The sequence below is a fragment of the Campylobacter sp. JMF_14 EL1 genome (assembly GCF_027737585.1).
In the GTDB taxonomy this organism is placed as follows: Bacteria; Campylobacterota; Campylobacteria; order Campylobacterales; family Campylobacteraceae; genus Campylobacter_B.
Genome location: NZ_JAOVTW010000001.1, coordinates 477,074 through 501,857, shown reverse-complemented (window position 1 = coordinate 501,857; position 24,784 = coordinate 477,074). Strand labels below are relative to the sequence as shown.

At 34.9% G+C, this 24,784-nt stretch carries 24 protein-coding genes; 6 read left to right on the top strand and 18 right to left on the bottom strand.

Annotated features, from left to right (window positions below):
- Positions 1-44: 44 nt before the first annotated feature.
- Positions 45-3,158 carry a cytochrome c biogenesis protein gene (ccsA, locus tag OFN73_RS02545; protein WP_270862099.1) on the bottom strand — a complete coding sequence of 1,038 codons (3,114 nt, stop codon included), beginning with the start codon at positions 3,156-3,158 and terminating at the stop codon, positions 45-47.
- Between the two features lie 67 nt (positions 3,159-3,225).
- Positions 3,226-3,708, bottom strand: coding sequence for a CreA family protein (locus OFN73_RS02540; protein ID WP_270862098.1), 483 nt, complete (start codon positions 3,706-3,708; stop codon positions 3,226-3,228).
- A 74-nt stretch (positions 3,709-3,782) separates the two neighbouring features.
- Between OFN73_RS02540 and OFN73_RS02535 the strand changes: the two genes are divergently transcribed.
- Genes OFN73_RS02535 through OFN73_RS02510 form a run of 6 tightly spaced genes read left to right on the top strand, consistent with a single transcriptional unit; the run spans position 3,783 to position 8,535 of the window.
- Positions 3,783-5,147, top strand: a complete 1,365-nt coding sequence (locus tag OFN73_RS02535; protein ID WP_270862097.1) for a phosphomannomutase/phosphoglucomutase — start codon at positions 3,783-3,785, stop codon at positions 5,145-5,147.
- Positions 5,147-5,383, top strand: coding sequence for a CmeU family protein (gene cmeU / locus OFN73_RS02530; RefSeq protein WP_270862096.1), 237 nt, complete (start codon positions 5,147-5,149; stop codon positions 5,381-5,383). Before OFN73_RS02535 ends, cmeU begins: the two co-directional genes overlap by 1 nt.
- Positions 5,376-6,386 (top strand): alanine racemase, encoded by a 1,011-nt coding sequence (locus OFN73_RS02525; protein ID WP_270862095.1) that lies wholly within the window; start codon positions 5,376-5,378, stop codon positions 6,384-6,386. Before cmeU ends, OFN73_RS02525 begins: the two co-directional genes overlap by 8 nt.
- On the top strand, positions 6,383-7,102 hold the full coding sequence (locus tag OFN73_RS02520; protein ID WP_270862094.1) for a LemA family protein: 720 nt from the start codon (positions 6,383-6,385) through the stop codon (positions 7,100-7,102). Before OFN73_RS02525 ends, OFN73_RS02520 begins: the two co-directional genes overlap by 4 nt.
- Positions 7,103-7,711, top strand: coding sequence for a TPM domain-containing protein (locus OFN73_RS02515; protein WP_270862093.1), 609 nt, complete (start codon positions 7,103-7,105; stop codon positions 7,709-7,711).
- A complete protein-coding gene (locus OFN73_RS02510; RefSeq protein ID WP_270862092.1) occupies positions 7,708-8,535 on the top strand; it encodes a TPM domain-containing protein in 828 nt (275 codons plus the stop codon). Before OFN73_RS02515 ends, OFN73_RS02510 begins: the two co-directional genes overlap by 4 nt.
- A gap of 2 nt (positions 8,536-8,537) precedes the next feature.
- Here the strand turns inward: OFN73_RS02510 and OFN73_RS02505 are convergent, their stop codons facing one another.
- The 16 genes from OFN73_RS02505 to OFN73_RS02430 form a co-directional block, all read right to left on the bottom strand.
- Positions 8,538-9,536, bottom strand: a complete 999-nt coding sequence (locus tag OFN73_RS02505) for a glycosyltransferase family 2 protein (RefSeq protein WP_270862091.1) — start codon at positions 9,534-9,536, stop codon at positions 8,538-8,540.
- A complete protein-coding gene (locus OFN73_RS02500) occupies positions 9,524-10,687 on the bottom strand; it encodes a CDP-glycerol glycerophosphotransferase family protein (RefSeq protein WP_270862090.1) in 1,164 nt (387 codons plus the stop codon). The genes OFN73_RS02505 and OFN73_RS02500 overlap by 13 nt, the downstream gene beginning before the upstream one ends.
- A 3-nt stretch (positions 10,688-10,690) precedes the next feature.
- Positions 10,691-11,740: a glycosyltransferase gene (locus OFN73_RS02495; RefSeq protein WP_270862089.1), complete on the bottom strand. Its 1,050-nt coding sequence runs from the start codon at positions 11,738-11,740 to the stop codon at positions 10,691-10,693.
- The gene (locus OFN73_RS02490; RefSeq protein WP_270862088.1) at positions 11,737-12,591 is read right to left on the bottom strand and encodes a glycosyltransferase family 2 protein; all 855 of its coding nucleotides are present in this window, start codon (positions 12,589-12,591) and stop codon (positions 11,737-11,739) included. The genes OFN73_RS02495 and OFN73_RS02490 overlap by 4 nt, the downstream gene beginning before the upstream one ends.
- On the bottom strand, positions 12,592-14,037 hold the full coding sequence (locus tag OFN73_RS02485; protein WP_270862087.1) for a lipopolysaccharide biosynthesis protein: 1,446 nt from the start codon (positions 14,035-14,037) through the stop codon (positions 12,592-12,594).
- A 3-nt stretch (positions 14,038-14,040) separates the two neighbouring features.
- Positions 14,041-15,291, bottom strand: coding sequence for a hypothetical protein (locus OFN73_RS02480; protein WP_270862086.1), 1,251 nt, complete (start codon positions 15,289-15,291; stop codon positions 14,041-14,043).
- Entirely contained in the window at positions 15,291-16,409 is a 1,119-nt protein-coding gene (locus tag OFN73_RS02475) for a DegT/DnrJ/EryC1/StrS family aminotransferase (RefSeq protein WP_270862085.1), read from the bottom strand. Before OFN73_RS02475 ends, OFN73_RS02480 begins: the two co-directional genes overlap by 1 nt.
- Positions 16,406-16,918 (bottom strand): acyltransferase, encoded by a 513-nt coding sequence (locus tag OFN73_RS02470; protein ID WP_270862084.1) that lies wholly within the window; start codon positions 16,916-16,918, stop codon positions 16,406-16,408. The genes OFN73_RS02475 and OFN73_RS02470 overlap by 4 nt, the downstream gene beginning before the upstream one ends.
- A complete protein-coding gene (locus OFN73_RS02465; RefSeq protein WP_270862083.1) occupies positions 16,915-17,316 on the bottom strand; it encodes a sugar 3,4-ketoisomerase in 402 nt (133 codons plus the stop codon). The genes OFN73_RS02470 and OFN73_RS02465 overlap by 4 nt, the downstream gene beginning before the upstream one ends.
- Positions 17,306-18,316, bottom strand: coding sequence for a dTDP-glucose 4,6-dehydratase (gene rfbB, locus OFN73_RS02460; RefSeq protein WP_270862082.1), 1,011 nt, complete (start codon positions 18,314-18,316; stop codon positions 17,306-17,308). The genes OFN73_RS02465 and rfbB overlap by 11 nt, the downstream gene beginning before the upstream one ends.
- Entirely contained in the window at positions 18,313-19,179 is an 867-nt protein-coding gene (gene rfbA / locus OFN73_RS02455; RefSeq protein WP_270862081.1) for a glucose-1-phosphate thymidylyltransferase RfbA, read from the bottom strand. The genes rfbB and rfbA overlap by 4 nt, the downstream gene beginning before the upstream one ends.
- A 237-nt stretch (positions 19,180-19,416) precedes the next feature.
- Positions 19,417-20,457: an acyltransferase gene (locus OFN73_RS02450; RefSeq protein WP_270862080.1), complete on the bottom strand. Its 1,041-nt coding sequence runs from the start codon at positions 20,455-20,457 to the stop codon at positions 19,417-19,419.
- A complete protein-coding gene (locus tag OFN73_RS02445; protein WP_270862079.1) occupies positions 20,454-21,233 on the bottom strand; it encodes a glycosyltransferase family 2 protein in 780 nt (259 codons plus the stop codon). The genes OFN73_RS02450 and OFN73_RS02445 overlap by 4 nt, the downstream gene beginning before the upstream one ends.
- Before the next feature lie 9 nt (positions 21,234-21,242).
- The gene (gene glf, locus OFN73_RS02440; protein ID WP_270862078.1) at positions 21,243-22,361 is read right to left on the bottom strand and encodes a UDP-galactopyranose mutase; all 1,119 of its coding nucleotides are present in this window, start codon (positions 22,359-22,361) and stop codon (positions 21,243-21,245) included.
- Between the two features lies 1 nt (position 22,362).
- A complete protein-coding gene (locus OFN73_RS02435) occupies positions 22,363-23,457 on the bottom strand; it encodes a glycosyltransferase (protein WP_270862077.1) in 1,095 nt (364 codons plus the stop codon).
- Complete coding sequence (locus OFN73_RS02430; protein WP_270862076.1) at positions 23,454-24,689, bottom strand: hypothetical protein; 1,236 nt, start codon at positions 24,687-24,689, stop codon at positions 23,454-23,456. Before OFN73_RS02430 ends, OFN73_RS02435 begins: the two co-directional genes overlap by 4 nt.
- Positions 24,690-24,784: the final 95 nt, after the last annotated feature.

Below are 24,784 nucleotides of genomic sequence, written 5' to 3'. Positions count from 1 at the left end.
TTGAAATTTTATTTTTACAAACTCTAAATTTCATATAATAAATTTTACAATCTAGCCGATTTTCCCGAGCGAAAATATGCCACGATTGCCAAAATAAACATAGAAGCTGTCATTATGTATGCCCAGCTTGGCACTGGGATTTTTTCTCCTGCTGCGTAAGAGTGCATGCCTGTGAGATAAAAATTTACTCCAAAATATGTCATTATGACGCTAAAATACGCAAACATCGACGCTACGGCGAAGGCAAATTGTGAATTTAGCTTTGGCATAAATCTAAAATGCACCACAATCGCATAGACAAAAATCGTAATCAAAGCCCAAGTTTCCTTCGGATCCCAGCCCCAATATCTGCCCCAGCTCTCGTTCGCCCACACGCCACCTAGGAAGTTTCCAGCTGTTAGCAAACAAAGCCCAAGAATCATCGACATTTCGTTGATTCTAGTGGCTTCTGTGATATTGCGCGCGATTTCTGGGTTGTTTTTGTCGAAGCAAAACATCAAAAGCGTGAAAATTCCAAGCAACATACAAAGCCCCAAAAATCCGTAGCTTGCGGTGATTACAGAGACATGGATTGTCAGCCAGTGCGATTTTAGCACTGGTTGTAGGTTTGTGATTTGCGGATCCATATCGCTTAAATGCGCGACCATTAGCGTAATTCCCGCCATAATCGCCGTTAGCGCCAAAGAAATCGCAGATTTGCGCGAAAAGAAAATTCCGCTAAGCGCTAACGCCCACGCGATATAAATCATCGACTCATACGAATTCGACCACGGCGCGTGTCCTGATACATACGCGCGAAGCCCAAGCCCGAAAGTATGTATCAAAAACGCCACTACATTTACAAACCAAACTAGATTAAACGCCCATTTTAAGCCTAAATTTGGCTTCATCATACGGATAAAAATAAAGATTAAAAGCAAAAATCCAGCGATTGTATAAATCGAAAAAAGTCGCTTGAAAATATGCGCGTTGTTATATAAAATTTCATATTTTATCGCAGTGTCGCTAGGTGCTAACTCGCCACCATTTTTGATTTGATAATCCTTGATAATGCTTAGCATTTTGTTTGCGCTTTGCCAGTCGTTTTTGTTTTGGGCATAAATCACAGCTGTGGCAAACATCGCGCTCATATCGCGCACCTTATCTCGCTCGCTCTCGCCAAGCATTTCAAGGGTTGCAAACGGCGAAATCCAGGTGCTATCGTTTGACTTTCCGGTAGGGATTATGCGGAAGTATTCGCCCATAATCGCGCCGTAAAACACATTTACTCTCTCATTTACTTTGATGATTTCTTTATCGAGCGTAGAGCGGTTACCAAGGGGTTTGCGGTTGATTTCCTCGCTTAATTTATCAAGCTTATAAAAGCTCTCATTATCCTTCATTTCGAAAAAATCCATCATCGAAGCGTATTTTTGATTTTCATCTAAACCCAAAATTTTGCGCAGTTCCTTATCGCCCACGCGTATGATTTTAGCGGTGCGCCAATAATCTTGATTTAGCATAAACGAAAGTAAGGCTTCGTTGTGATTGAGCGTAATCCCGTCCTCGCCCTTGTAGGTTTCGCCGCGGTAAATTTTGTGCAAAATTTCGCGCGAAACTGTATCAAACGGCTCCATACGGCCATTGAAACCTTGCACGACTAATTTGCCAAGTTCTTTGCTAAATTCTTTATCAAAATTTGGCAAATTTAGCTTGATTTCATTTAAATTCACACTCTCATTTCCCTCTGCATGGGCTAAATTTGGCGCAACACAGGCGAAAATTACAGCCAAAATCGCCACGCTTTTTGCTAGGTGAGTGTTTTCGCTGATGAGTTTAGAAAGTTTGAAAAAGCGTGAATTTGGGTTTAAAAAGTTTAAAAACATGCCAAGGCAGAGCAAAAAATATCCCAGATATGTCGGGAATTTGCCCGGGTCGCGATTTACAGATAGCACGGTGCCACCCTCGTCCCTGTCATACGAGCTTTGGAAAAATCTGTATCCGCCGTGATCTAGGACATGGTTCATATAAATATCGTAATCATAGCTGTTTGCGCCGTCTTTGACCGTGACTTCGCTCTTGTATCCTGAGGGCGAGTTCGTGCCTGGGTAGCGATCCATGACGAAATCGCGCAAAGCTAATTTAAACGGCAAATTTACCATTTTTGGCCCCAAAAGCGTGATAAAATTTGCGCCGCCGACTTCGTATTGAAGGCCTTTTTCGCCTTGGATTACTAGCACTTCTTTGCTTTCGTTGTTATAGCTAAGATCTGCGATTATGCCCCCCATACCGGCTAAATTTTCCTCGACCCTAACAAATTTTTCCACAGCTGAGCTTAGCAGGCTAACTGGGGCGAAATTCGTCCCCTCAAAGCTATAAAGCGATAAATCATCGATTAGATTATCTTCATTTTTATTTAGTGCGATTTTTTCGCTAGTGCCCATTTTAGTGGCGTTTATGTCGAAATTCGAGTTTATATAGAATTTATCGGCGTCGTTTTTGACATAGATGAAATATTTGGTTTTTGGCATGGTATTAAAACTAATGCTAACCTCGCCTAGCTCGATACTCTGCCCAGAAAGTAGCGAAAGGGGCTGTTTTTGGGTATCGTTTGAAAACAAAAACTCGATTCTAGCGGGTGCGCTTTGGCTCTCGTCTTTGACCCATTTTGGCTCGCCGTGTGGGATAAATTCTTTAAATTTCAAATTTGCGTTTTTGCCATTTACATCTAAATTTAGATCAAATTTCATCTTTCCTACGCCACTTAGGTAGTTTTTTTCATCGGCTGAGATGAAATTTTTATCCTCGCCTATGCCGATTAATTGCACAAATTCGTCCTTGGTGCTAATTAGCGAGCTTTCCTCTCCCTCTCTAATGTGCAAATTCCCCTCAAATCCAAAATATCTCGTAAGCCCAGCCCCAAGCAAAATAAAAAGAAAGCTTAAATGAAATATAAAAGTCGGAAGCTTTTTGATATCGCCGAGGCGGTAGCGGTAGATATTGTAGGCTAAATTTAGCCCCAAAAGTAGCATTATCAGCCCGAACCACCACGCATTATACACACTCGCCCACGCTACTGGCGTGCCAAATGCAGTCTCTACAAATGTCGCCACCGCGCACGCGATAGCCAGCAGGGCAAGCATAATGCTGGCAGATTCCATGCTAAAAATAGATTTCATATTTTTCCTTGCTAAATGATAAATTTTATTAAGAGCTGGGATTTTATCAAAAAATTCTTAAATATTCTCATTTTTTGTAATTAAATTCACACACCTTGCCTACGGCTTGATTGCACGGAATTGCCGAGATAGAATTATCTGGCGAGCCGTCGATGATTTTATCTGAATACACTAGATAAATTATGCTCTGGCTTGCTTCGTCAAACATACGCACGACATGGGTTTTTTTAAAGATTAGCGAGGATTTTTTCGCAAATATATCCTCTTTTTTAAGCTCTTCTTTGATTATGATTTTTGGGGCTGTTTGAGAGCATGAAACAGAGGCTTCTGAGCGGTCTTCTTCGACGCCAACAATCTCTTTGGCGCCACCTTTTTTTGCGTATGAGATGAAGCATGTAACCCCATCGATTTTAGGGTCGCTGACGCTGATAACCTCGATTCTATCGTTTTTGCCAAAAATTCTAAACGAAGTATTTACACTATCAATCACCTCATAATCCTTAGCAAAAACTGCGCCCAAAACCGCACAAACAAGAAAAATTTTTTTCATTTTGACTCCTTAAATTTGACAAATTTTAACATTTATAATTTAAAATATTGTAATTTTTTTGTCAAGGAATTTTAATGATTGAAGATATTTTTAGAGAATACGATATCCGTGGAATCGTGGGCGAGGATTTAAACGAAGAGAGCGTAAAAGCAATCGGTTTTGCCTTTGGTATGCATTTGCGCCATTTAGGCCGTGAGCGCATCAGCGTGGGCTATGATGCGAGGCTAAGCGCGCCAGATATGTTTGAATATCTAGTAAGTGGGCTTAATTACGCTGGGCTTAGGATTTTTGACATTGGTCTTTTGCCTACGCCTGTGGGGTATTTTGGCGTATTTACGCATAAATTTGACGCAAACATTATGATTACAGGCTCGCACAATCCGAAAAATTATAACGGCTTTAAAATCACAATCGGCACGGATAGTTTTTTTGGCGCACAGCTTAAAACACTCGGCCGCCAAGTGGCTGAATTTATGGCTAGTGGTATGGAAATCCCAACAAATACATTTTGCGAAAAATATAATATTTTGGGCGAGTATTTGGATTATTTCGAAAAAGAATTTGCAAATTTGAAAAATTTCAAAACACCATTTGTGATTGATTGCGCAAACGGCGCAGCAGGTGTTACGGCGTGCAAAATCGTAGAAAGATTGGGCTTAAATGCTAAAATTTTATTTCCAGAACCTGACGGAAATTTCCCAAATCACCACCCAGACCCAAGCGAAGAGAAAAATTTAGCCGATTTAAAAAATGCAATTAGCGAAAACGGGCTAAATTTGGGCTTTGGTTTCGACGGAGACGCTGATAGAATCGCCGTGCTAACAGCGAAGCGAAATATCAAAGGCGACGAGCTAGCCTGCCTTTTATCACTAAATATGAAAGAACCGAAAATTTTGGGCGAGGTGAAATGCTCGCAGGTAATGTATGATGAGATAAACCGCCGTGGCAAGAGCTTTATGGGCAAAACAGGTCATAGCAATATCAAAAAGGCTATGAAGGAGCTTGGCATTGATTTGGCTGCTGAGGTGAGCGGACATATTTATTTTAAGGAGCGATATTTTGGCTTCGATGACGGCGTGTATGCGATGATGAGAGTGCTAGAACTCGTCGCAAAGGGTATTGATTTAGACGCTGAGCTTGACGCGCTTCCTGTAATGCACAGCACCGATGAGATCAAATTTAAAACCACAGACACCGCAAAATTTGAGATAATTGAAAAATTTAAAAATTTAGCCAAAAATGGTATTTCTGGGCTTCCAGCCGTGCGCGATATGATAGAAATCGACGGGGTTAGATTGAGGTTTGATGATGGCTGGGCTTTGGTGAGAGCCAGCAACACCACACCGATAATCGTAACGAGATTTGAGGCTAAAAGCCCTGAATTTCGCGATGAAATGCAAAGGGTGATAATGGGCGCATTAGAGGAGATTGCAAAATAATGGAAAAAGAGCTAGTCGAGCAAAATATAAAAGAGCTTCTTGGCGCTAGGGCTGAATTTTTCGCGCTACTAGATGAAAAAGTGCCAAAAATAGAGGGCACAGATGTGTTTGATTTCGCAAACGCAAAAGAGGCAAATTTAAAGGAAATTTACACCAAATTTTACGGCTATGATTACGCTATTCGCAAGCTTTTGCCGTATTTATACAAGGCGTATGGAGTGAGCTTTAATGTCTGAAATTTTGATTGATAAATCAGCATATTTTCACAATCTTTCGCAAATTTCGCAAAAAGTAGCCAAAGAGCGCATTATGCTCGTGCTTAAAGATAATGCTTACGGGCATGGCATGCGTGAAATCGCGGGTTTGGCGCGCGAGTTTGGTATCAAAAGAGCCGTTACTAGGACGCAAATTGAAGCAAGCGAAATTTCGGAATTTTTCGAGGAAATTTTGATTTTATCGCATATCCCAAACGGCAGCGAAGAGCTAAATTTCACCTACGCTATAAACGATATGAGCTATTTTTCGCGCCTAAAAACAGGCACGAATATTCATATTGTCGCAGATACAAATATGCATAGAAATGGAATTTGCGCCTATGATTTGGACGAAGCACTCGCGCTTTGCAAAAAACACTCGCTAAATTTACGAGGATTTTTGACGCATTACCGCGCCAGCGATGAGCTAAGCTCCGATTTTTACGCGCAAAGGCAAAATTTCGCCGAATTTAAAAAAATCGCCAAATTTAAGGCAAATGAGGCTGGATTTAATAATCTCATTTTCCACTCATCAAATTCAGCCGCGATCGAGCGTAGAGCGGGTTTTGATGATGAGTTTGTGCGCGTGGGTATGGCGCAGTATGGATACGCTCAGTTTGATGAGAGCCTAAATTTGCGCCCTGTGCTTAGCTTATGGGCTGATTTAATCAGCCAAAGAGTGCTTAAAAAAGGCGAAAGGGTAGGCTATGGCGGGGTGTTTTGCGCGCCGTGCGATATGAAAATCGGCACCTATGATTTAGGCTATGCAGACGGGCTTTTGCGATACGCTGGCGTGGGCGATTTACGATTAGCTAGTGGTGAAAGGCTACTTGGCAAAATGTCTATGGATAGCTTTTGTGCTGAGTTTGGTGGCGAGCGGGTCTGCGTGATAAATGACGCCAGAGAGTGGGCGAGATTTTTTGGCACGATTGAGTATGATGTGTTAGTTAAACTTCATGAAAAAATATCAAGGAGAGTGGTATGAACGAGTTAGAAAACCAAAATGGCGCCGAACAAATCGGCTATGACGGCGAAAAAAGCGCAAAAGGTGCAGAGCAAAGCCAAACTTACAATGGTTCTGCTAATGTCGAGAAAAAAACATCAAAAGGCTGGCTAAAATGGCTGATTATCGCTGGCATAATTTTGGCTGTGTTTGCGATTTTCGCCGTGCCTGTGTATAACAAACTGACCCTGAAAGACGAAGATGTCAATGCGGCCTGGGCGCAGGTGCAAAACCAATATCAAAGGCGCGCTGATTTGATCCCGAATTTCGTCGAAACCGTCAAAGGATACGCAAGCCATGAAAGAGGCACCTTAGAGGGCGTAATCGAGGCTCGCGCGAAGGCAACGAGCGTGAAAATCGACGCAAACGATATCGCAAATAACCCAGAAGCCTTTACTCGGTTTAACAATGCACAAGGCGAGCTAAGCTCGGCTCTATCGCGCTTAATGCTGGTTGTAGAACGATACCCTGAGCTAAAAGCAAACTCAAATTTCACGGATTTGCAAAATCAGTTAGAGGGCACCGAAAATCGCATAGCTGTGGCTCGCAAGGACTATATCGCTGTGGTGCAAGAGTATAACAAGATGATTAGGGTTTTCCCTACAAATATCATCGCCAAACTCGTAGGCAAGGGCGGAGCTAAGCCTGTATTTAACGCAGGCGAAGCCAATCAAAACGCGCCAAAAGTTTCGTTTTAGATGATTGAGCAAATTTACAAAGACGCCATAACGGATAAAATTTCAAAGGCCGAAGATGCGAGCGACGCTGAGATTATCTGCGTGTTAAGTGGCGAAGCTTTGGACTTAGAGCCCCTTAGCTGGGGCGTGGCTTGCACGATTGCCTTTGTAGTGGGCACCGCGCTGATGTTTTTCCAGCAAGTAGGCAAAGTAGGCGCGTTTGAGTTGATTGCGATTGTATTTTTGCTCTTTAAATTTCTATTTTCTAAATTTCCTAAATTTTTAGAATTTTTTATCCCTAAATTCTTTAAATTTAGGCTTACTTACGACTTTGCCGTGAGTAAATTTGAGCTGTTTGGATATGATAAAATCCCAAACGCTGTGATTTTTTGTGTTTGCAAAAATGAAAAAATCGCGCATATAGTTTGTGGCGAAAATATCAGCGCGAAGATTGATGATTCTGAATTTTTGCAGATTGTGCAGGAATTTTGCGTTCAGGCAAAAACTGCGAATTTCGGCGAGGCTGTGAGTGCGGGTATAGATAGACTTTGCGCGCTAATAATGGCGAAAATCCCCCATGAAATGGGCGATAAAGATGAAATCAAAGAAAAGATTGTGGAAATAAAATGAGAAGAATTTTACTTTTTTTATTTTTGGCTTTATCTTTTTCGCAGGCTAAAATTTCAGACTATCTAGCCTTGCCAAACGACACGGCTATTATCGACGAGGCGGGTATTTTGCGCGCCTCTACGGCTGGTGCGTTAAACGAAATTTTGCTTAAATTTGACGAAAATTCCACCAATCAAATCATGGTCGTAACCCTAAAAACGCTCGGGGATTACTCTATCGAAGAGGTCGCGAACGAGCAGGCTAGGGCGCTTGGCATAGGGCAGAAGGGCTATGATAACGGCGTGCTTTTGCTCGTCGCGCCAAACGAGCGCAGGGTGCGTATCGAGGTCGGATATGGCTTGGAGGGCGTGCTGACTGACGGCGTGTCAAAACGCATAATCGAGTATAAAATTTTGCCCCATTTTAGGGCTGGGGATTATGAGAGCGGAATAGTTTCTGGTGTGCTTACAATTCTCGATTTTATCGAGAGTGGCGATATAAAATTCGCCAAAATCGAGCGCGCTCAGGGCGAGGAAATCGACATAGACTTCGTAATCTTTATGCTTTTCTTTTTCTTTGTATTTTTTATGATGATGAGAAACAAATCGCGCTCACATGGGGATTATGGCAACACTATCATTTTAGGCGACGGGCTTGATGAAATTTTGCGTGGGGGTTTCGGTGGCTCTGGTGGTTTTGGTGGCTCTGGCGGATTTGGCAGAAATGGCGGATTTGGCGGTGGTTTCGGCGGTGGCTCTGGTGGATTTGGGCGCAGTTCGCGAGGAGGTGGCTTTCGCGGTGGCGGAGGCGGATTTGGCGGTGGCGGTGCCAGTGGCGGGTGGTAAATTTATCTTTTAAAGATATTTTTTACGCTTTTGATAGTATTTACAAAAGTATATAGTAACTTTGGGCTAATGTAGAATAAAATCATAAGAATATCCCTATAAATCGCATTTCCCTGCATTTTGAAAAAATCTGAATTTAAATTTTGCCTAACAAATTTATGTAAATCATAGAGTGTATCAAAATGTTTTTTGCTCTTGTGTGCTACAATTAAAAATGCCATATTAAGAGCCGAGTTGCATTTGTAAGCAATTGCTTTGTTTTTTAAATTCGGATAAGCATTTTCTATGCTGGTTGCAAATTTACGGACATTTTTTATCATTACAAGGCTCGAATCTTTAAAAGTATTAGAGATAGAGCTGAGGTTGAATCTATAAAAATATAAATTTTTGTATGTAAAAGCCGTGTTGCTTTGATTAAAGACATCAAAAAAAACAGCTACATCTTCGTAATTTTCGCCCACAGGGAAGCGCAAATTTTGATATATACTTTTATGCATCAAATTTCTCCAAGCGCATTTAGTAAAAAAAGTTTTAACTTTTAAACTTTCGTTAAAAACTTCTTCTGGCGTATAAGAAAAATCATCATTAATAGTTAAATTTTTTTCTTTAATTTTGTCAATATCGCTATTTTGTGAAAATTTATCATATCCACAAATTGCAATTTTTGTCTTATATTTTTCAATTAATAAAAATAGTGTTTGTATTAAATTTTCATCAACCATATCATCGCTATCTATGAAGCTTAGATATTCTCCTTGCATAATATCAAGTCCAGCATTTCTAGCGCTACTTAGGCCACCATTTTCTTTGTGGATTACTACTATTCGATTATCTTGTGTAGCAAATTCATCGCAAATTTCGCCACTTTTATCTGTGCTTCCGTCATTGATTAAGATAATTTCTAAATTTTTATAAGTTTGGTTTATGATAGAATTTATACACTCTTCAAGATATTTTTCTACATTATAAACAGGAACAATTACTGAGATTAATGGTTGCAAAATTTATCCTTTATAGTTTGATATACACGCTCGCAAGCCTTTGTATCATTGTATCTGTGAAAAAAATCACGCACTTTTTCGCGCTCGTCTTTAAATTTATCAACTCCACTAGCTAAATTTAGTATCTCGGCAACGACTTCTTGCCAGTTTTTGCATTTAGCCCCAGGTGTAACAGCCTCGTAATCGTAATGAAGCTCTCTGGAAGTGGCTATGTATCTCTCATAATCAAATGGAGCAAAAATTAAGGCTCTATTTGTGAGTAAAAAATCAATATAACAACTCGAATAATCAGTGATTAAAATATCGGCCTTACATAAAAGCTGGGCAGCATCGATCATGGGGGCAAATTCGATATTTTCGCAATTTTTAAGAGTGTTTAAAATTTGTTTATTTGGACGATTAAAAGGGTGAATTTTTATGATAAATTTGATATTTTTTTCTTTAAAAATTTTATTAAATTCTACTGCTTTAAAATCGCTAAAAAGATCTATTTCATCGCTTCCTGCTTTGCGGAAAGTTGGCATATATAAAACATTGATTTGCGAATTTTTAGGTTTTATGCTTTGCAAAATATCGTTTCTAGCATATCCTGTGATTGCAATATCATCTAGTTTGACATTAAAATAATTAAAATTAAAAGCTGAGAAAAAATGTTTTTTATCCTCTTCGCCACTGGCACAAATTAGGGAGTTTTTTACCACGGTAAATGGGAAAAAATTTGTAATTAGCCAGTTTTTTATGCTTTTATGTGTGCTTGGATCGTAGATATCATCGCCGCCTATTTTTTTAAGCGGAACGCCGTGGCAGAGATTTATGATTTTTGTGGCTGTATTTCCCATAAATGCCATATCTACAACATGTGAAGTAATAAAAAATCCAGCTCTTAGCCCAAAATATATCGCCTTTGGTGAGTATGCTTTGTAGCACTCAATGCCTAGATTTTGTAGTTTTTGCAATACTGCGTCGCTTTTTGTAATCCAAATGCTTCTGATTTGTGGGTGGTTTTGGCGCATGTATTCAAAAAAATATCTACTATTATCGCTAAAATTTGCCCCATTTACAGCACCGTAAAGCCAAATTTTTTCATTTTTTGGTGTAATCTTTGCAATTAGATACAAAATTAAATTTATAAATAATTTTACATAAAACATATTTTATTTTTTCTCCAAAGTTGAATTTATAAATTCTAGCCATTTTCCATAAATTTTTTCTATTTTAAACTCATCTTTTCGCAAATTTGCATTTTGCGTGATTTTTTCAGCACTTTGCATGGCGAATTTTATTTTTTTTGCTAAATTTTTGACTCTAAAATCATCGCTAATAAATCCATCAAAGCCGTCTTTTATAAGCTCTTTTGCCCCAACCGTAGGCGTTGCGACACGAACGCAGTCAAATCTGATACTTTCAACCAACACATTTGGCAAACACTCATTTAGCGAGCTTGATACGATGATTTTTGCACGCGAATAATATTCATCGACATTTTTCACGCTCCCTTTAAATTCGGCGTTTAAATTTAAATTTTTGGCTAAATTTTGTAAATTTCGCATTTCTTCGCCATCGCCTAAAATTTCTATTTTCCAGCCGTTTAAATCAACCAAATTTAAAGCATTTAGAAATATATCACAACCTTTGATTTTGATAAGCCTACCAACGAAAATAATTAAATTTTCCTTTTGTGTTTGGCTAAAATTTTGTGCATCTGCAAACACGGGATTATAAATCTTGGCTCTATTTTTGACATACGAATAATGCTTTAAATCATCATTTGTTAGCACAGTTAAGCCATCTGCAAAGGGATAAAAAAGCCTTTTTAAAATTTGCCATTTTTTACTAAGCAGGGTGTGGTTTGAGTGCTCAGAAATTATTAATGGCGTTTTAAGCCCGAATTTAGCGATGATGCTAAGCAAATTTGTGCTATCCATAAAGGAAATCACGCAGTCAAATTTGCCATTTTTTATCAAATTTCGTAGGGCAAAAATTTTGCCAAATCGTTTTTTTAAATTTGCAAAAAAACCTTTATTATCGACGCCGTAATCTAAATTTATAATTTTTACCTTTTCGCTTATCTCGTAAAATGGCTCCAAGCTTTCGAATTTAGCTAAACTTACATCGTGAAAATTCGCAAAATACGACGATAGTACCGCCATGACCTTTTCAGCTCCACCGTTTCTAAGGGTCGAGATTACAAATAAAATTTTCATTTTTTTGTCCAAAAAAATATAAATTTTATTAAGCCTTTTAAGCTGTATTTATTAAAAGGATTGCAAAGTGCGGTATTAAGGTATTTCAATGCTTCTTTTTTATTGTTGCGCGAAAACATATCGAACCATTTTAAACGCCAATTTGTTGTTAAAATTTTAAAATTTTCTTTATTTTGCCATTTATAAATTATCTGTTTTTGTCCCTCATACATACGATAAAGTTGTTTGGTTGTATTTTCGCCATGGAGTCTATAACGGGCTAAAATCTCATCAATGAAACCGATTTGGAATTTTTCAGCAATCCTTAACGACATATCATAGTCTTCTATGATCAAATTTTCATCATATTTGCCTACTTCATTATAAATATCTTTTTTTATCATAATACTAGCTGCTGGTATAAAATATCTGCTTAATAATTCCTCAAAAATCCAACCACTCGCTGGTTCGCCTACATTTATAATATTTTTTTCATCACTAAAATCGCATACTTTGCCATAACACATACCAAATTCTGAGTTTTTTTCCATAAAATTAACTCTTTTTTCAATGCTATCTGGCAATAAAACATCATCGCTTGCACAAATTGCAAAATATTTTCCATGCGCTAAGTCGATAGCTTGATTTAAAGTAGCGCAAAGGCCTCGATTTTGGCGATGTATAAATGTGAAATTATGTTTTTTTCTAAAATTTTCTATGATATTTGGTGAATTATCTTTTGAACCATCATCGATGATAATCAATTCTATATTTTTATAAGTTTGATTAAGTATCGCCGTTATGGTTTCGCTGATATATTTTTCGTGATTATAGCTTGGTATTACAACGCTGACAAGTGGCATATCTTGCATTTATTTCCTTTTAAATTTATTTTTGAGTTTTATCATAACAAATTCTAGCTCTTCTTCTTTTACTATTTTTAACATAAAAAAATAAGTAATAGAGCCTATGATTGCTGATAAAATAAGGCATAAAATAGCATTTGTTATGAAAAATTTGCAAATACTTATCGATATAACCATAACCAAAACTGCAAAAATAATATTTTTGATATGCCAAATTTGACTTAATGCACCAAAATCATAGTTTTTATGGCAAATGTAGGTATTTATGAAAAAAGATAAAAATGTTGAAATAAACCTACCTATCACAATGGCTTTTAGACTAATTGGAAAAGTTATTAACATTGTTGTAAAAATAATTGGTAATTTAATAAATTCGATTTTTAAAAATAAATCGCTTCTGCCAATTGCATTTAAGATATTTAAATTTAGTGCTGAAAAAGGTGTAAAAATATACGAAAGAGCAAACCAAAAAAGTAGATCAGCTACCATAATCCACTTTTCACCCAAAAAAGTAAGCACGAATTCTTCGGATAAAAAAGCGAAATAAAACATAACAGGCAATATTATAATGGCGTTTATTTTAATTAAACGCTTAAAAATTTCCATTAATTTGCTTTTATCGTCTTGTAAATACGACATCAACGGAAAGGTTACGGTCGTTAGAATATTTACAAAGATTAAAGATACAAGTCCTGGATAGTGCTCGCCTTGTGAAAAATATCCAAGCTCTTTTGTGCTATACATTTTGCCGATATACATATTATAGATTCCATTTACAACAATCGCTATAAGTCCAACACCAATTAGTTTAGAACCATAGGAAAAAAGGCGTTTAAAACTAGCTTTGCTAAAACCGGTTTTTGGAATCCAACCGCTAAAATACCAATACAAAACTACCATTAAAATGCTTCTTATGATTTCTCGCCATACCAAAGCCCAAATTCCAAAACCTTTATACGCTAAAAAAACACCTAAAAGACCAGAAAAAATTATGGAGGTTAAATTTAGAAAAGCTAGGGTTTTGAAGTTTATATTTAACTGAAATTTCGCAATCTGTACGACGCAAAGAGCTTGAAAAATAATGATTAAAAATATAACTCTTTGTATTTGTGTGAGGCTATCTATTTCATAAAATTGGCTAATAAAGGGAGCAAGAAAAAATAAAATTATATAAAATCCAGCTCCAACAATAATGTTAAATATAAAAACTGTTGAAAAATCATGTTCGTTGCAATCTTTTTTTTGGATTAGAGCTCTAAGAAAACCACCTTCTGTAAAAATATTTGAAATACTGATAAAAACAGACAAAAAGGCCATTGTGCCAAAATCGCTTGGACTTAAAAGCCTAACTAAAATAATAGTTAAAACAAAATTTACAATTTGAACCCCAAATTTTTCTAAGGCGTTCCAAAAAAATCCGATTTTTGTTTTTTGAATTATGTTTTCTTGCAAATTTTATTCCAAATTTAGAGTTGTTTTAATTTCATCAATAATCTTTTGCGAAGCAAATGGGTAATTTATCATAACTTCACTTTTTAAATTTTGAAAATTTAAAATTTCATTATTGTTGCTAAGAATATCATTTATATACAAAATAATATCGTTTGTATTTTTAGCAATAAAATAATAATCAAGTGCGATTTTACCGTATTCGTTAAGTTGGTTAAAAACGAGATTATCAAATGAGACAAAGCAGCCTTTTTTGCCACTATAAAGCCACTCTGAAATAAACGAACCACAATCGTGTATTATGCCATCAGCTTCGTTAAAAATATCCAAATAATCCCCACCGCTAGAACATTCCATAACGCTTTTTATTTTTTCTAAATACTCATCAATTTGCTTTTTGCTCCAAAAGCCTTGATTTAGTAAATTTGTAAATAAAAGCGGGTGCGGACGAAAGATAAAACGAACATTTGGAAATTTCTGTGGCAATGTTAGGATAAAATCATAATATTCTAAAAAATTCGAAAGTTTTAGAGCGTTGTTTTTAATCGTGTGGTGTGGCGCAATGAGAATAGTTTTTTTATGATTTTCTATTTTTTTAGGGATAAAACTATCCATTTTGGCATATCCTGTTACTTTTGTGTTTTTGCTTTTTAAAAGTGCAACTTTTTTAAAATCTTTGAATTCAAATTCGTTATCCAAAAATATGCGCCAACAAAGGCTCATTTCTGGCAGAGAAAAAATATATTGCTCACCATATTTAAAATGCGAAAATGCGTAATTTATATAAATTGGTAAAATATTTTTTGTGCAGATGTAGCGAATTTTATGAAATTCATGCACCATAGCGTCATAAGGATTTGCAAAATAAATTATGTCGAATTTATCGCTATGATCTAAAAATTTGCCCGTTTTTTCGTCCCAGCCATCTAAAACCATTTCTTTGCCATAGTTTTTTATAAAAAACTCTTTTGTGGCGTTGTAGCATTTTTTTAGATTTTCTTCGCCCCTTGCAGTATCTGGCACGATGACAATTTTAGCGTCAAATTTATCATCGTTTTTCATCAGCTCATAAAGTTTTTTTGCGCCAAAAGTGCTGTCAAAAACGACATACGAAGCAAATCTGATTTTTTTCGAATTTTGTAATTTTAAAATAATATTTTCATGGTGTTTTTGTGTTTTATTTGCAATTTTGAGTTGTTTTTGTTTTCGAAAAAAATCAATTAATAAAACTTTTTTTATGATTTTATTAAATTTCATTATAAATCCACCGAATTCAAAACTTCCACGACCTTTTGAATTTGCTCTTTTTCAAGCACACCGCTCATCGGCAAACTTAAAATTTCAGCGTGAATTTGCTCACTTATCGGATAACTCTGATTATTCCACTCTTTGTAAGCCATTTGCTTATGTGGCGGGATTGGATAGTGGATTAAAGTCTGAATTTCGTGTTCTGCCAAATATTTTTGGAGCTCATCGCGATTTTTAGAGCGAACGGCGAAAATATGCCAAACATGGCTTTTTATCTCTTTTGCATTTGTGCCAAACTCAAACGGCAAGATTAAATTTTCATTTTTTATATTGTTTAAATAAAAATCCGCCACTTCCCTACGAGCCGAAATTTCAGCGTCCAAATACCTAAGCTTCACTCTAAGCATAGCTGCTTGGATTTCATCAAGGCGAGAATTTATGCCTTGATATAAATTTTCATACTTTTTGTGGCTTCCATAATTTGCAAGGGCTCTTATGGTATTTGCTAGACTTTCGTCATTTGTCGTAACTGCTCCGCCATCTCCAAGTGCGCCTAAATTTTTACCCGGATAAAAGCTAAAACCGCTCGCATCGCCTAAATTTCCGCTTCGTTTCTCGCCAAAATATGCTCCGTGCGACTGAGCCGAGTCTTCGACGACTTTTAGATTATATTTTTTTGCAATGCCTAAAATTTTATCCATTTCGCAAGTTTGTCCGTATAAATGAACGGGCAAAATCGCCTTTGTTTTTAGCGTGATTTTTTCTTCGATTTTATTGGCGTCGAGCAAATATGAGTTTAAATTTGGCTCGACTAAAACCGGTTTTAAATTATTCATAGAAATCGCTAAAATTGACGCTATATAGGTATTTGCAGGGACTATGACCTCATCATTTTCACTCATCACACCCAGCTCTTTATAGGCTCTAAAAATCAAATTTAGCGCGTCCAGTCCGTTTGCTACGCCAATGCAAAATTTGCTTCCGCAAAATTTGGCAAATTCATCTTCAAATGCTTCGCACTCACTTCCGTGAATATACCAACCGCTATCAATAACTCGCTCACAAGCTCTTTTGAGTTCGTCTTTGTATTGTAAATTTAATGCTTTTAAATCCAAAAACGGTATCATTTTTCTTCCTTTTTACAATCTTTACAAACTAAACTTTCATCGCATTTTTGCCCACATTTGCAGACATATCCTTTAAAACAAGCCGGATTTCCATACCAAAGCTCTTGTTTGCCTATATTTTTAGTTACCACGCTTCCAGCCCCAACCATAGCGTATTCTCCGATATTTACACCACAAATTATAGTCGAATTTGCACCAATACTTGCGCCTTTTTGTATAGTTGTTTTTGCAAATTCTTTATATTGTTTGCTTCGTGGCAAAAAATCGTTTGTGAAAGTAACATTTGGACCTATAAAAGCGTCATTTTCGATTCTCACGCCGTCCCAAATTTGAACACCGCTTTTAATCGTCACATTATCGCCGATTTGCACATCGTTTTCCACAAAAACATTGAAATTTATGTTGCAATTTTTGCCGATTTTTGCGCCTTTTAAAACTACGCAAAATTGCCAAATATTTGTATTTTCGCCGATATTTTTGCTTTGGACTTCGCTACTTTGGTGTATCATCGCACGACCTTTAAAAACTCATCATAATCTCTAATATAATCTTCTTCTTCATAATAGCGACTAGCCAAAACCATAATTATGCAATTTTCGCTAAAATCTTTCATCTCTCGCCAAATAAAATTATCAATAAAAAGTCCTAAATTTGGCTTATCTAGCCTAAATTCTTTTTTTTCTGTTCCGTCATCTAAAATAAATGTGCAAGCGCCACTTACACAAACGGCGATTTGTTTTAAATTTTTATGAGCGTGAAATCCGCGATCTACGCCGTTTTTATTACCATAAATATAATAAACTCTTTTTATATCAAACGGCACATTTTTATTTGCTTCAAGTGCTACCAAAAAGCCCCGCTCATCGCCAAATTCTTTAAATTCTAAAATTTTACAACTACTTAGCATATTTTTTCACATACCATTCTACGGTTTTGATTATACCGCTATCAAAGGTTTCATCAGCCTTCCAACCAAGCTCTCCTTCGATTTTACTAGCGTCAATCGCATAGCGTCTATCGTGCCCTGCTCTATCTTTTACAAAAGCGATTTGCTCTTTATAGCTAATGCTTTTTGGGCAAATTTCATCTAAAATTTCGCAAATTTTATGTGCGATTTGCAAATTTGTTCGCTCGTTTCTGCCACCGATATTATAAGTTTCTCCGCCTTTGCCTTTATGAAAAGCTAAATCAATTCCCTTGCAGTGATCAAGCACAAAAAGCCAATCTCTTATATTTTTGCCGTCTCCATAAATCGGAATTTTATTGCCATTTAAAGCATTGCGGATTATAGTTGGGATTAGCTTTTCGTCGTGTTGCTTAAAACCATAATTATTCGAACAATTTGTAATAATCGTATCGAGCCCAAAAGTATGATGATAGCTTCTAACTATCATATCAGAACCCGCTTTTGAAGCAGAATACGGCGAATTTGGAGCGTATGGCGTAGTCTCGCTAAAATACCCGCTCTCACCCAAGCTTCCATAAACTTCATCGGTTGAAATATGGTGAAATCTAGCACCCCTAAATTCGTCTTTATATTTAAACGGCTCGTCTAGCCAACACTTTTTAGCCGCGTCAATTAGCGTATGTGTGCCAAGCACATTTGTTTTAACAAAAACGCTTGGATTTTTTATAGAATTATCCACATGGCTTTCGGCTGCAAAATGAATAACGCCACTAAATTTAAACTCGCTAAAAAGCTCGTCAATGAGATTTCTATCGCAAATATCACCTTTTATAAATTTATATCTTGGATTGTTTTCACATTCGCGAAGATTTTCTAAATTTCCGGCATAAGTTAGCAAATCCAAATTTACGATTTTATAATTTTCATATTTTTCCAAAAAATACGGCACAAAATTTGAGCCGATAAATCCGGCACAACCCGTTACTAAGATATTTTTCATTTTTCGCCCACCAAATTTTTTAAATATCTGCCATACTCATTTTTAGAAAGCGATTTTGCGATATTTAAAATTTTTTCCTTATCTATCCAGCCGTTTGCATAGGCGATTTCTTCAAGACAAGCTACTTGCGTGGCTTGGTTATTTTGTATGGTTTGCACAAACGCGCTTGCTTGTAAAAGTGTCTCATGAGTGCCTGTATCTAGCCATGCAAAACCACGACCAAGCAATTCGACGCTGAGTTTTCCGCGTTTTAAATATTCTTGATTAATGCTAGTGATTTCTAGCTCACCACGATCACTAGGCTTAACATTTTTAGCGATTTCTACGACATCATTATCATAAAAATAAAGCCCGGTTGCAGCGAAATTTGACTTTGGATTTTGTGGTTTTTCTTCTACGCTTAAAACTTGCTTGTTTTCGTCAAATTCAATTACCCCAAAGCGTTCTGGGTCTTTTACATGATAACCAAAAATCGTAGCACCTTCTCTATTTACGGCATTTTTTAGCAAATCGCTAAAACCTTGCCCGTAAAAAATATTATCGCCTAAAACTAGGCAAACTCTATCTTTGCCGATAAATTCTTCGCCGATTATAAAAGCTTGTGCAAGACCGTCAGGGCTTGGTTGGACTGCGTAGCTCAAATTTAGCCCCCAATCGCTTCCGTCGCCTAAAAGTTCTTTAAATTTGCCTATGTCTTGCGGAGTTGAAATCACCAAAATATCGCGAATATGAGCAAGCATCAAAACAGAAAGCGGATAATAAATCATCGGTTTATCATAAATCGGCAAAAGCTGTTTGCTAATGCTTCTAGTTATCGGATATAGCCTTGTCCCGCTACCACCGGCTAAAATTATACCTTTCATGTGGCTCCTAAAATTTTTATTCAAGCCGTTTATTATAGCAGTTAAAAGTAAGATATTAATACTGCATAGTTTGGATTTTGGCTATTTGAAATTTTAAATTCACAAATCAATTCCTAAATTTTGCAAAGTTTTTTATAAATATTTGTAATTTTAATTAAAAATTTATAGAAATTTTATTAATACACTCGATGATTTGTTTAAGTATCTATTTAATCATCTTACCTAAAATACCAAAATTTAAGCCACTACTCTTCTTATGAAAGGTATTTGTTTTAGCAAATACACTAACGCTAATGAAATAATATAAGTTGTTATTATTCCTATTGTTCGCCACTGTAATGAATATTCATCAATACCAAAAATAGATAATTCATAATGCACAATTATCATATGACATAAATATACACCAAAACTGCAATTTGCGATATTTGCTAGTATTTTAGTTATTCTTGCGTTATTTTGCAACTTTTCTAAATTCATATTTTTAACAAAGAGAAAAATTGCAGAAGTCAAGAAAAACACATGAAACTGAAAATATCCCCAAGTTATTGTTATTACTTTCCCTGCTTCCTTTGATTGAAAATATGTAAAAGAATATCTATAAATAATTGCAAATATAGCCAAAGCATAAATAATATATCTTAGTTTTTTACTTATATTTGATACAGCAAGAAGATAGCCGAGTATCGCGTATATGACTACCCCCCCCATTTGTAATGAAAATGAATTGTTCCAATTGATACCAACCAATTTTAATAAATTTGGAATCAAAGCGTTAAAAATAAAAAATATTCCAACCGCATACCATAAAACAGATTGATATTTGGCATCGGTAGTCAAGTGTGTTAAAATAGGTATAGTCAAATAAAGACCCAATATCCACCAAATAAAATAATATATCGGCATTTCTTTATTTATAAAGACCATATTGATAAATTCGACAATACCGACATTTTCTAATGAAATAGCTTTGAGTATAAAAATTCTCCAAATAAATGCTATGCATATCCAAAATATAGCAGGATATAATACTTTTGCAAAACGCTTTTTGAAAAATGTCTGTGTGTCATATTTTGAAATATAGCCTAACAAATTTGCACCGCTAATCATTAAAAATAATGGAACAGCAAAGAAAAATACAGTTTCAACGACTAAGCTTTGAGCCCAAGAATTTTCTGTGTGATATTTATGGACTATTCCATTACAGTGAAGCGCTATAACCGATATAATTGCGATTATATTTAAAACATCAAGATACAAAATTCTTTTACTTGTCATTTTACAACCCTCCCTAAAACACCAAAAAATTTAAATAACCCACTGCAACCCCAATAAATGGTATTATAAACGCTTCTAAAAAATCCTAGTTTTAGGTAGTTTCTGTAAAAATTGTATTGTGCTTTTATAAGTTTTGCTTTTTTGCCAGTTACGGAATTTACCAAAACCCTATAACTTGCCAAGACTTTTTGATTTCCATAAGCAACCTTTTGGAAATTCATAATATCAAGCCAATATGCGTAGTCATCCCTTATACTTTTTAACTCTTCTTTTAGATAGACTTTCCCGAATTTTTTACTATCGTAAAGCCCGGTTAAACAACCTATATAACACATTCTTTGCATATCTTTTAGTGTTGATTTTTCTCTTGCGATTAATGGTCTTAGGATTTCATTTGAATTTTCATCTATGCGTCTGTATGAGCCATAGACCAAAACTACATTTTTTTCCTTCATAAATTTAAGTTGTTCTTCTAAAAAATTATTATCCCATAAATCATCAGCATCTAAAAGTGCTATATATCTGCCTTTGGCATTTCGTATGCCATTATTTCTAGCGTTTGCTGAACCACCATTTGGCTGTTTGATTAGCTTAATCCTATTATCTTTTTGTGCAAATTCTTCGATAATCTCGACCGAATTATCCTTTGAACCATCATCGACTATTATCATCTCCCACTCTTTGTATGTTTGAGCCAAGACCGATTTTATCGTTTCGCCTATATATTTGCTTCCGTTATAGCATGGAGTAATTATAGAAACTAAATTTTCTTGCATTTTTTACCTTTACAAAATCTCATCAGCTACTTTTAGAGCAGCCATTATCGTATCGTCCATATCGAAGTATCTATACATACCAAGTCTGCCACCGAAAATCACTTTGTTTTGGGTATCGGCTAGGGCTTTGTATTTTTGATACAACTCGCTATTTTTAGTGTCATTTACAGCATAATATGGCTCATCGCCCCTGCTCCATGTTTTTGGATATTCGCGCGTGATGATTGTTTTTGGTTGGGTGCCGAATTCAAAATGCTTATGCTCGATTATGCGTGTAAATGGCGTTTTATCGTCAGTATAATTAACAACCGCGTTGCCTTGATAGTTTTCGCACTCCAAAACTTCACTTTCAAATTTCAGGCTTCTATATTCTAATTCACCGAATTTATAATCAAAAAATTCGTCTATCATGCCTGTAAATACAACTTTATCAGCCAAATTTAATAGGCTATCTTTTTCGTCAAAAAAGTCGGTATTCAATCTAATTTCAGCCCCTTCAAACATTTTTTCGACCATTTTTGTATAACCGCCTATCGGAATGCCCTGATAGCGGTCATTAAAGTAGTTGTTATCAAAAGTAAATCGCACAGGAAGGCGTTTGATGATAGAAGCCGGTAGCTCAGTGCATTTGCGTCCCCATTGCTTTTGTGTGTAGCCTTTTATCAAAATTTCGTAAATGTCCTTGCCGATGAGCGAAATGGCTTGTTCTTCTAAATTTTTTGGCTCATTTCCATTTAAAGCCATCTTCATTGCTTTTGCTTGGGCTTCTATGCGGTTTTTGGCGTCATCTGGCGTGATAACATCGCTCCAAATTTGATGAAAAGTATTCATATTAAATGGCAGATTATAAAGTTTGCCATTAAAATTCGCAATCGGCGAATTTATGTAGTTGTTAAATTCTGCAAATTCCTGCACGAAATTCCAAATTTCTTTTTCGCCCGTGTGAAAAATGTGAGCGCCATATTTATGGACATTTATGCCGTGAGTTTCTTCTGTGTAGATATTTCCTGCGATATGATTTCGCTTATCTATGACAAGGCATTTTTTGCCTTTTTTAAGTGCTTTGCTAACAATTGTTGCGTTAAACAAACCTGCACCGATAAAGACTAAATCATAATGATTAACCATTTTATTTCCTTAAATTTAATAATTCTATGTAGCTATTTTCTAGTTTTTTTGTTTCGCTATGTATTTCATATCTATATTTTTCAAAAATTTCTATACTCATATTATCTCTTTTATATTCTAAATTTTTATAGATTTCATCCACCCAAGTATTTTTATCGTAATTATCCAAAAATATCAATTTATCATTAATATTGCAAATTTTTGGAACAGCTTGGCTTGGTGCGAAACATTTTAAACCATTTGCTTGTGCTTCTACTAAAACCATGGGCAATCCTTCACGGTGAGAAGTTAATAACAATATATCAAAAGAATTTAAAATTTCATTGACATTTGGTGTATTTCCAAGCAAAATAACAGCATTTTCTAATTTTTTATTTTGTATTGTTATCTCAATTTCACTTCTTAATTCTCCATCGCCACAGATAACTAAAACTGAATTTTCATTTTTTCTGTGAAATTCTTCAAATACTTCTATACAAAAGGGGTAATTTTTTATGGCTTGAAAACGAGCTACTGTCCCAATAGCTATTTTATTATCTATATTTAATTTTTTTCTAAAAAGATTTCTTTTATTTTCGTTAAATTTAAATTTTTCATATTCTATGGCGTTATTAATGATTTTAACATCTTTGTTTTTTCCAAACAAAAACTCTCCAGCTTCCTTAGAACATGCCCATAAATCTGTCGCTACAAGACTAAAAAATATTCTTAACCATTTGGTTATATAAATTTTAACCTTAGAACTTACATAACTACTATGGCTATGGGCTATTCTAACTTTTATGCCACACAATTTTGCAATAAACAGTGGCAATATACTTACTACGAATTCGTGCGAATGGATAATGTCTGGTTTTTCTGTTTTTATAATATTATAAATAGACTTCATATAAGAAAAAATATTTTTATATTTTTTTATAATATAAAATTTGCCACCTAATTTTTCTATTTCATCCTTATAATTTTCATTTTCTCTATTTAAATCGGTAGCAAAAATAAATTCAAATTTATTTTTATCAATATTTCTGTAATAATTCATTAAAAAAGAAGCAACGCCACTTCCTTTATTCATCCGAGCGATTTGAAGAATTTTCATACTATACCTCCAGTAGCATCATTGTATAAGAAATTTTCATAAGGAATGCTATCAAACAATATATTATAAATTGTCGGAAAAATCAATTTTATTAGGGTTTCATTAATAAAGTAACGCATAGTATAAACATTAGAAATAAATAAAATAAAAGTTATTGAAAAAATAATATATAAAATATTTTTTTTGATTTTATTTTCGCTAAAATATATCAACCATAATATTATAGAGCATAAAAACCAAAATTGCAAAAATTTACTAAACATTGAACCAAATTCATGGAAGAAAGAAGTTAGAAAACAGGTTAAAATAAGAAAATTATATAAATTTACTTGTTTCACCCTATTTTTTAAATATATGATTGTAAAAAAGATAAATAATAGATTTGTGTATTTAAACATAAAAAAGTACATAAGACCACTTATGCTTAAATCACTGATAAATTCTTTTGCCCAATATCCATCTGTATAAGCTGATAAATCTAAATGTAATAAGGGTGAAATAATATAAAAAACAGAAGTAGATAAATTTGGAATAAATAATATGATAATTGTAAGATAAAACAATAGGTAAAAATATTTTTGTTTTATAATTTTTTTTATGAATATAAAACATATAAATATCATAGTAAAAGTAAAAGTAGCAATATGCATAATATTTGCAAACAAAATTAAGAAAAAAGCTTTTTTATACCTTGACTCATAAAAATATGAAAATAGTCCATATGTTATCAAACAAATGGCAGGATAATATCTAATACCAAGAGCTGCAGCGCGAAAATCTATAAATAATATTATTATTAAAAATAAAAAATTTAAATTTATTACTTTTTTATTATTAAATAGTATATAAAAAATTTTAAGAATACAAAAAAATGATATAAAAACAGATATAAAAGGTAATATTTCTTTTTTTAAATTTAATAAATTGCCAATATAATATACAAATGGTATAAATAAATCTTTATTGTAATTAGATGTTTCTTTTAAATAGGAAAAAAAATCTAAGCCCAAGTCATATGAGTTATATCCTTCATATCTTTCATAATGTCTCATTATATCATCTGATTTTATAAAAGCCACGCTTTGCGATGGTTCCAAAAGCATAGCTATATAACCAAAAAATATGGCAATAAAAATGTAGTGTTTTTTTATATCTATTTTTAATAATATACTGGTAAAAATAGATAGAATAGGGTTTATCATTAAAGATAAACCAAGTAATTTACTATTCATACACTACGCCCACTTTGTTATTTAAAATTTGTGCATTACATATAATCATATCTATCTCCTTAATAATAAATTTTTTGATTTTATAAAATTATAAA

What these genes read in the sequence shown, in the direction of transcription:
- ccsA (WP_270862099.1), bottom strand. Translation starts at nt 3,158, where the DNA reads ATGAAATCTATTTTTAGCATGGAATCTGCCAGCATTATGCTTGCCCTG.
- OFN73_RS02540 (WP_270862098.1), bottom strand. Translation starts at nt 3,708, where the DNA reads ATGAAAAAAATTTTTCTTGTTTGTGCGGTTTTGGGCGCAGTTTTTGCT.
- OFN73_RS02535 (WP_270862097.1), top strand. Translation starts at nt 3,783, where the DNA reads ATGATTGAAGATATTTTTAGAGAATACGATATCCGTGGAATCGTGGGC.
- cmeU (WP_270862096.1), top strand. Translation starts at nt 5,147, where the DNA reads ATGGAAAAAGAGCTAGTCGAGCAAAATATAAAAGAGCTTCTTGGCGCT.
- OFN73_RS02525 (WP_270862095.1), top strand. Translation starts at nt 5,376, where the DNA reads ATGTCTGAAATTTTGATTGATAAATCAGCATATTTTCACAATCTTTCG.
- OFN73_RS02520 (WP_270862094.1), top strand. Translation starts at nt 6,383, where the DNA reads ATGAACGAGTTAGAAAACCAAAATGGCGCCGAACAAATCGGCTATGAC.
- OFN73_RS02515 (WP_270862093.1), top strand. Translation starts at nt 7,103, where the DNA reads ATGATTGAGCAAATTTACAAAGACGCCATAACGGATAAAATTTCAAAG.
- OFN73_RS02510 (WP_270862092.1), top strand. Translation starts at nt 7,708, where the DNA reads ATGAGAAGAATTTTACTTTTTTTATTTTTGGCTTTATCTTTTTCGCAG.
- OFN73_RS02500 (WP_270862090.1), bottom strand. Translation starts at nt 10,687, where the DNA reads ATGTTTTATGTAAAATTATTTATAAATTTAATTTTGTATCTAATTGCA.
- OFN73_RS02495 (WP_270862089.1), bottom strand. Translation starts at nt 11,740, where the DNA reads ATGAAAATTTTATTTGTAATCTCGACCCTTAGAAACGGTGGAGCTGAA.
- OFN73_RS02490 (WP_270862088.1), bottom strand. Translation starts at nt 12,591, where the DNA reads ATGCAAGATATGCCACTTGTCAGCGTTGTAATACCAAGCTATAATCAC.
- OFN73_RS02480 (WP_270862086.1), bottom strand. Translation starts at nt 15,291, where the DNA reads ATGAAATTTAATAAAATCATAAAAAAAGTTTTATTAATTGATTTTTTT.
- OFN73_RS02475 (WP_270862085.1), bottom strand. Translation starts at nt 16,409, where the DNA reads ATGATACCGTTTTTGGATTTAAAAGCATTAAATTTACAATACAAAGAC.
- OFN73_RS02470 (WP_270862084.1), bottom strand. Translation starts at nt 16,918, where the DNA reads ATGATACACCAAAGTAGCGAAGTCCAAAGCAAAAATATCGGCGAAAAT.
- OFN73_RS02465 (WP_270862083.1), bottom strand. Translation starts at nt 17,316, where the DNA reads ATGCTAAGTAGTTGTAAAATTTTAGAATTTAAAGAATTTGGCGATGAG.
- rfbB (WP_270862082.1), bottom strand. Translation starts at nt 18,316, where the DNA reads ATGAAAAATATCTTAGTAACGGGTTGTGCCGGATTTATCGGCTCAAAT.
- rfbA (WP_270862081.1), bottom strand. Translation starts at nt 19,179, where the DNA reads ATGAAAGGTATAATTTTAGCCGGTGGTAGCGGGACAAGGCTATATCCG.
- OFN73_RS02450 (WP_270862080.1), bottom strand. Translation starts at nt 20,457, where the DNA reads ATGACAAGTAAAAGAATTTTGTATCTTGATGTTTTAAATATAATCGCA.
- OFN73_RS02445 (WP_270862079.1), bottom strand. Translation starts at nt 21,233, where the DNA reads ATGCAAGAAAATTTAGTTTCTATAATTACTCCATGCTATAACGGAAGC.
- glf (WP_270862078.1), bottom strand. Translation starts at nt 22,361, where the DNA reads ATGGTTAATCATTATGATTTAGTCTTTATCGGTGCAGGTTTGTTTAAC.
- OFN73_RS02435 (WP_270862077.1), bottom strand. Translation starts at nt 23,457, where the DNA reads ATGAAAATTCTTCAAATCGCTCGGATGAATAAAGGAAGTGGCGTTGCT.
- OFN73_RS02430 (WP_270862076.1), bottom strand. Translation starts at nt 24,689, where the DNA reads ATGAATAGTAAATTACTTGGTTTATCTTTAATGATAAACCCTATTCTA.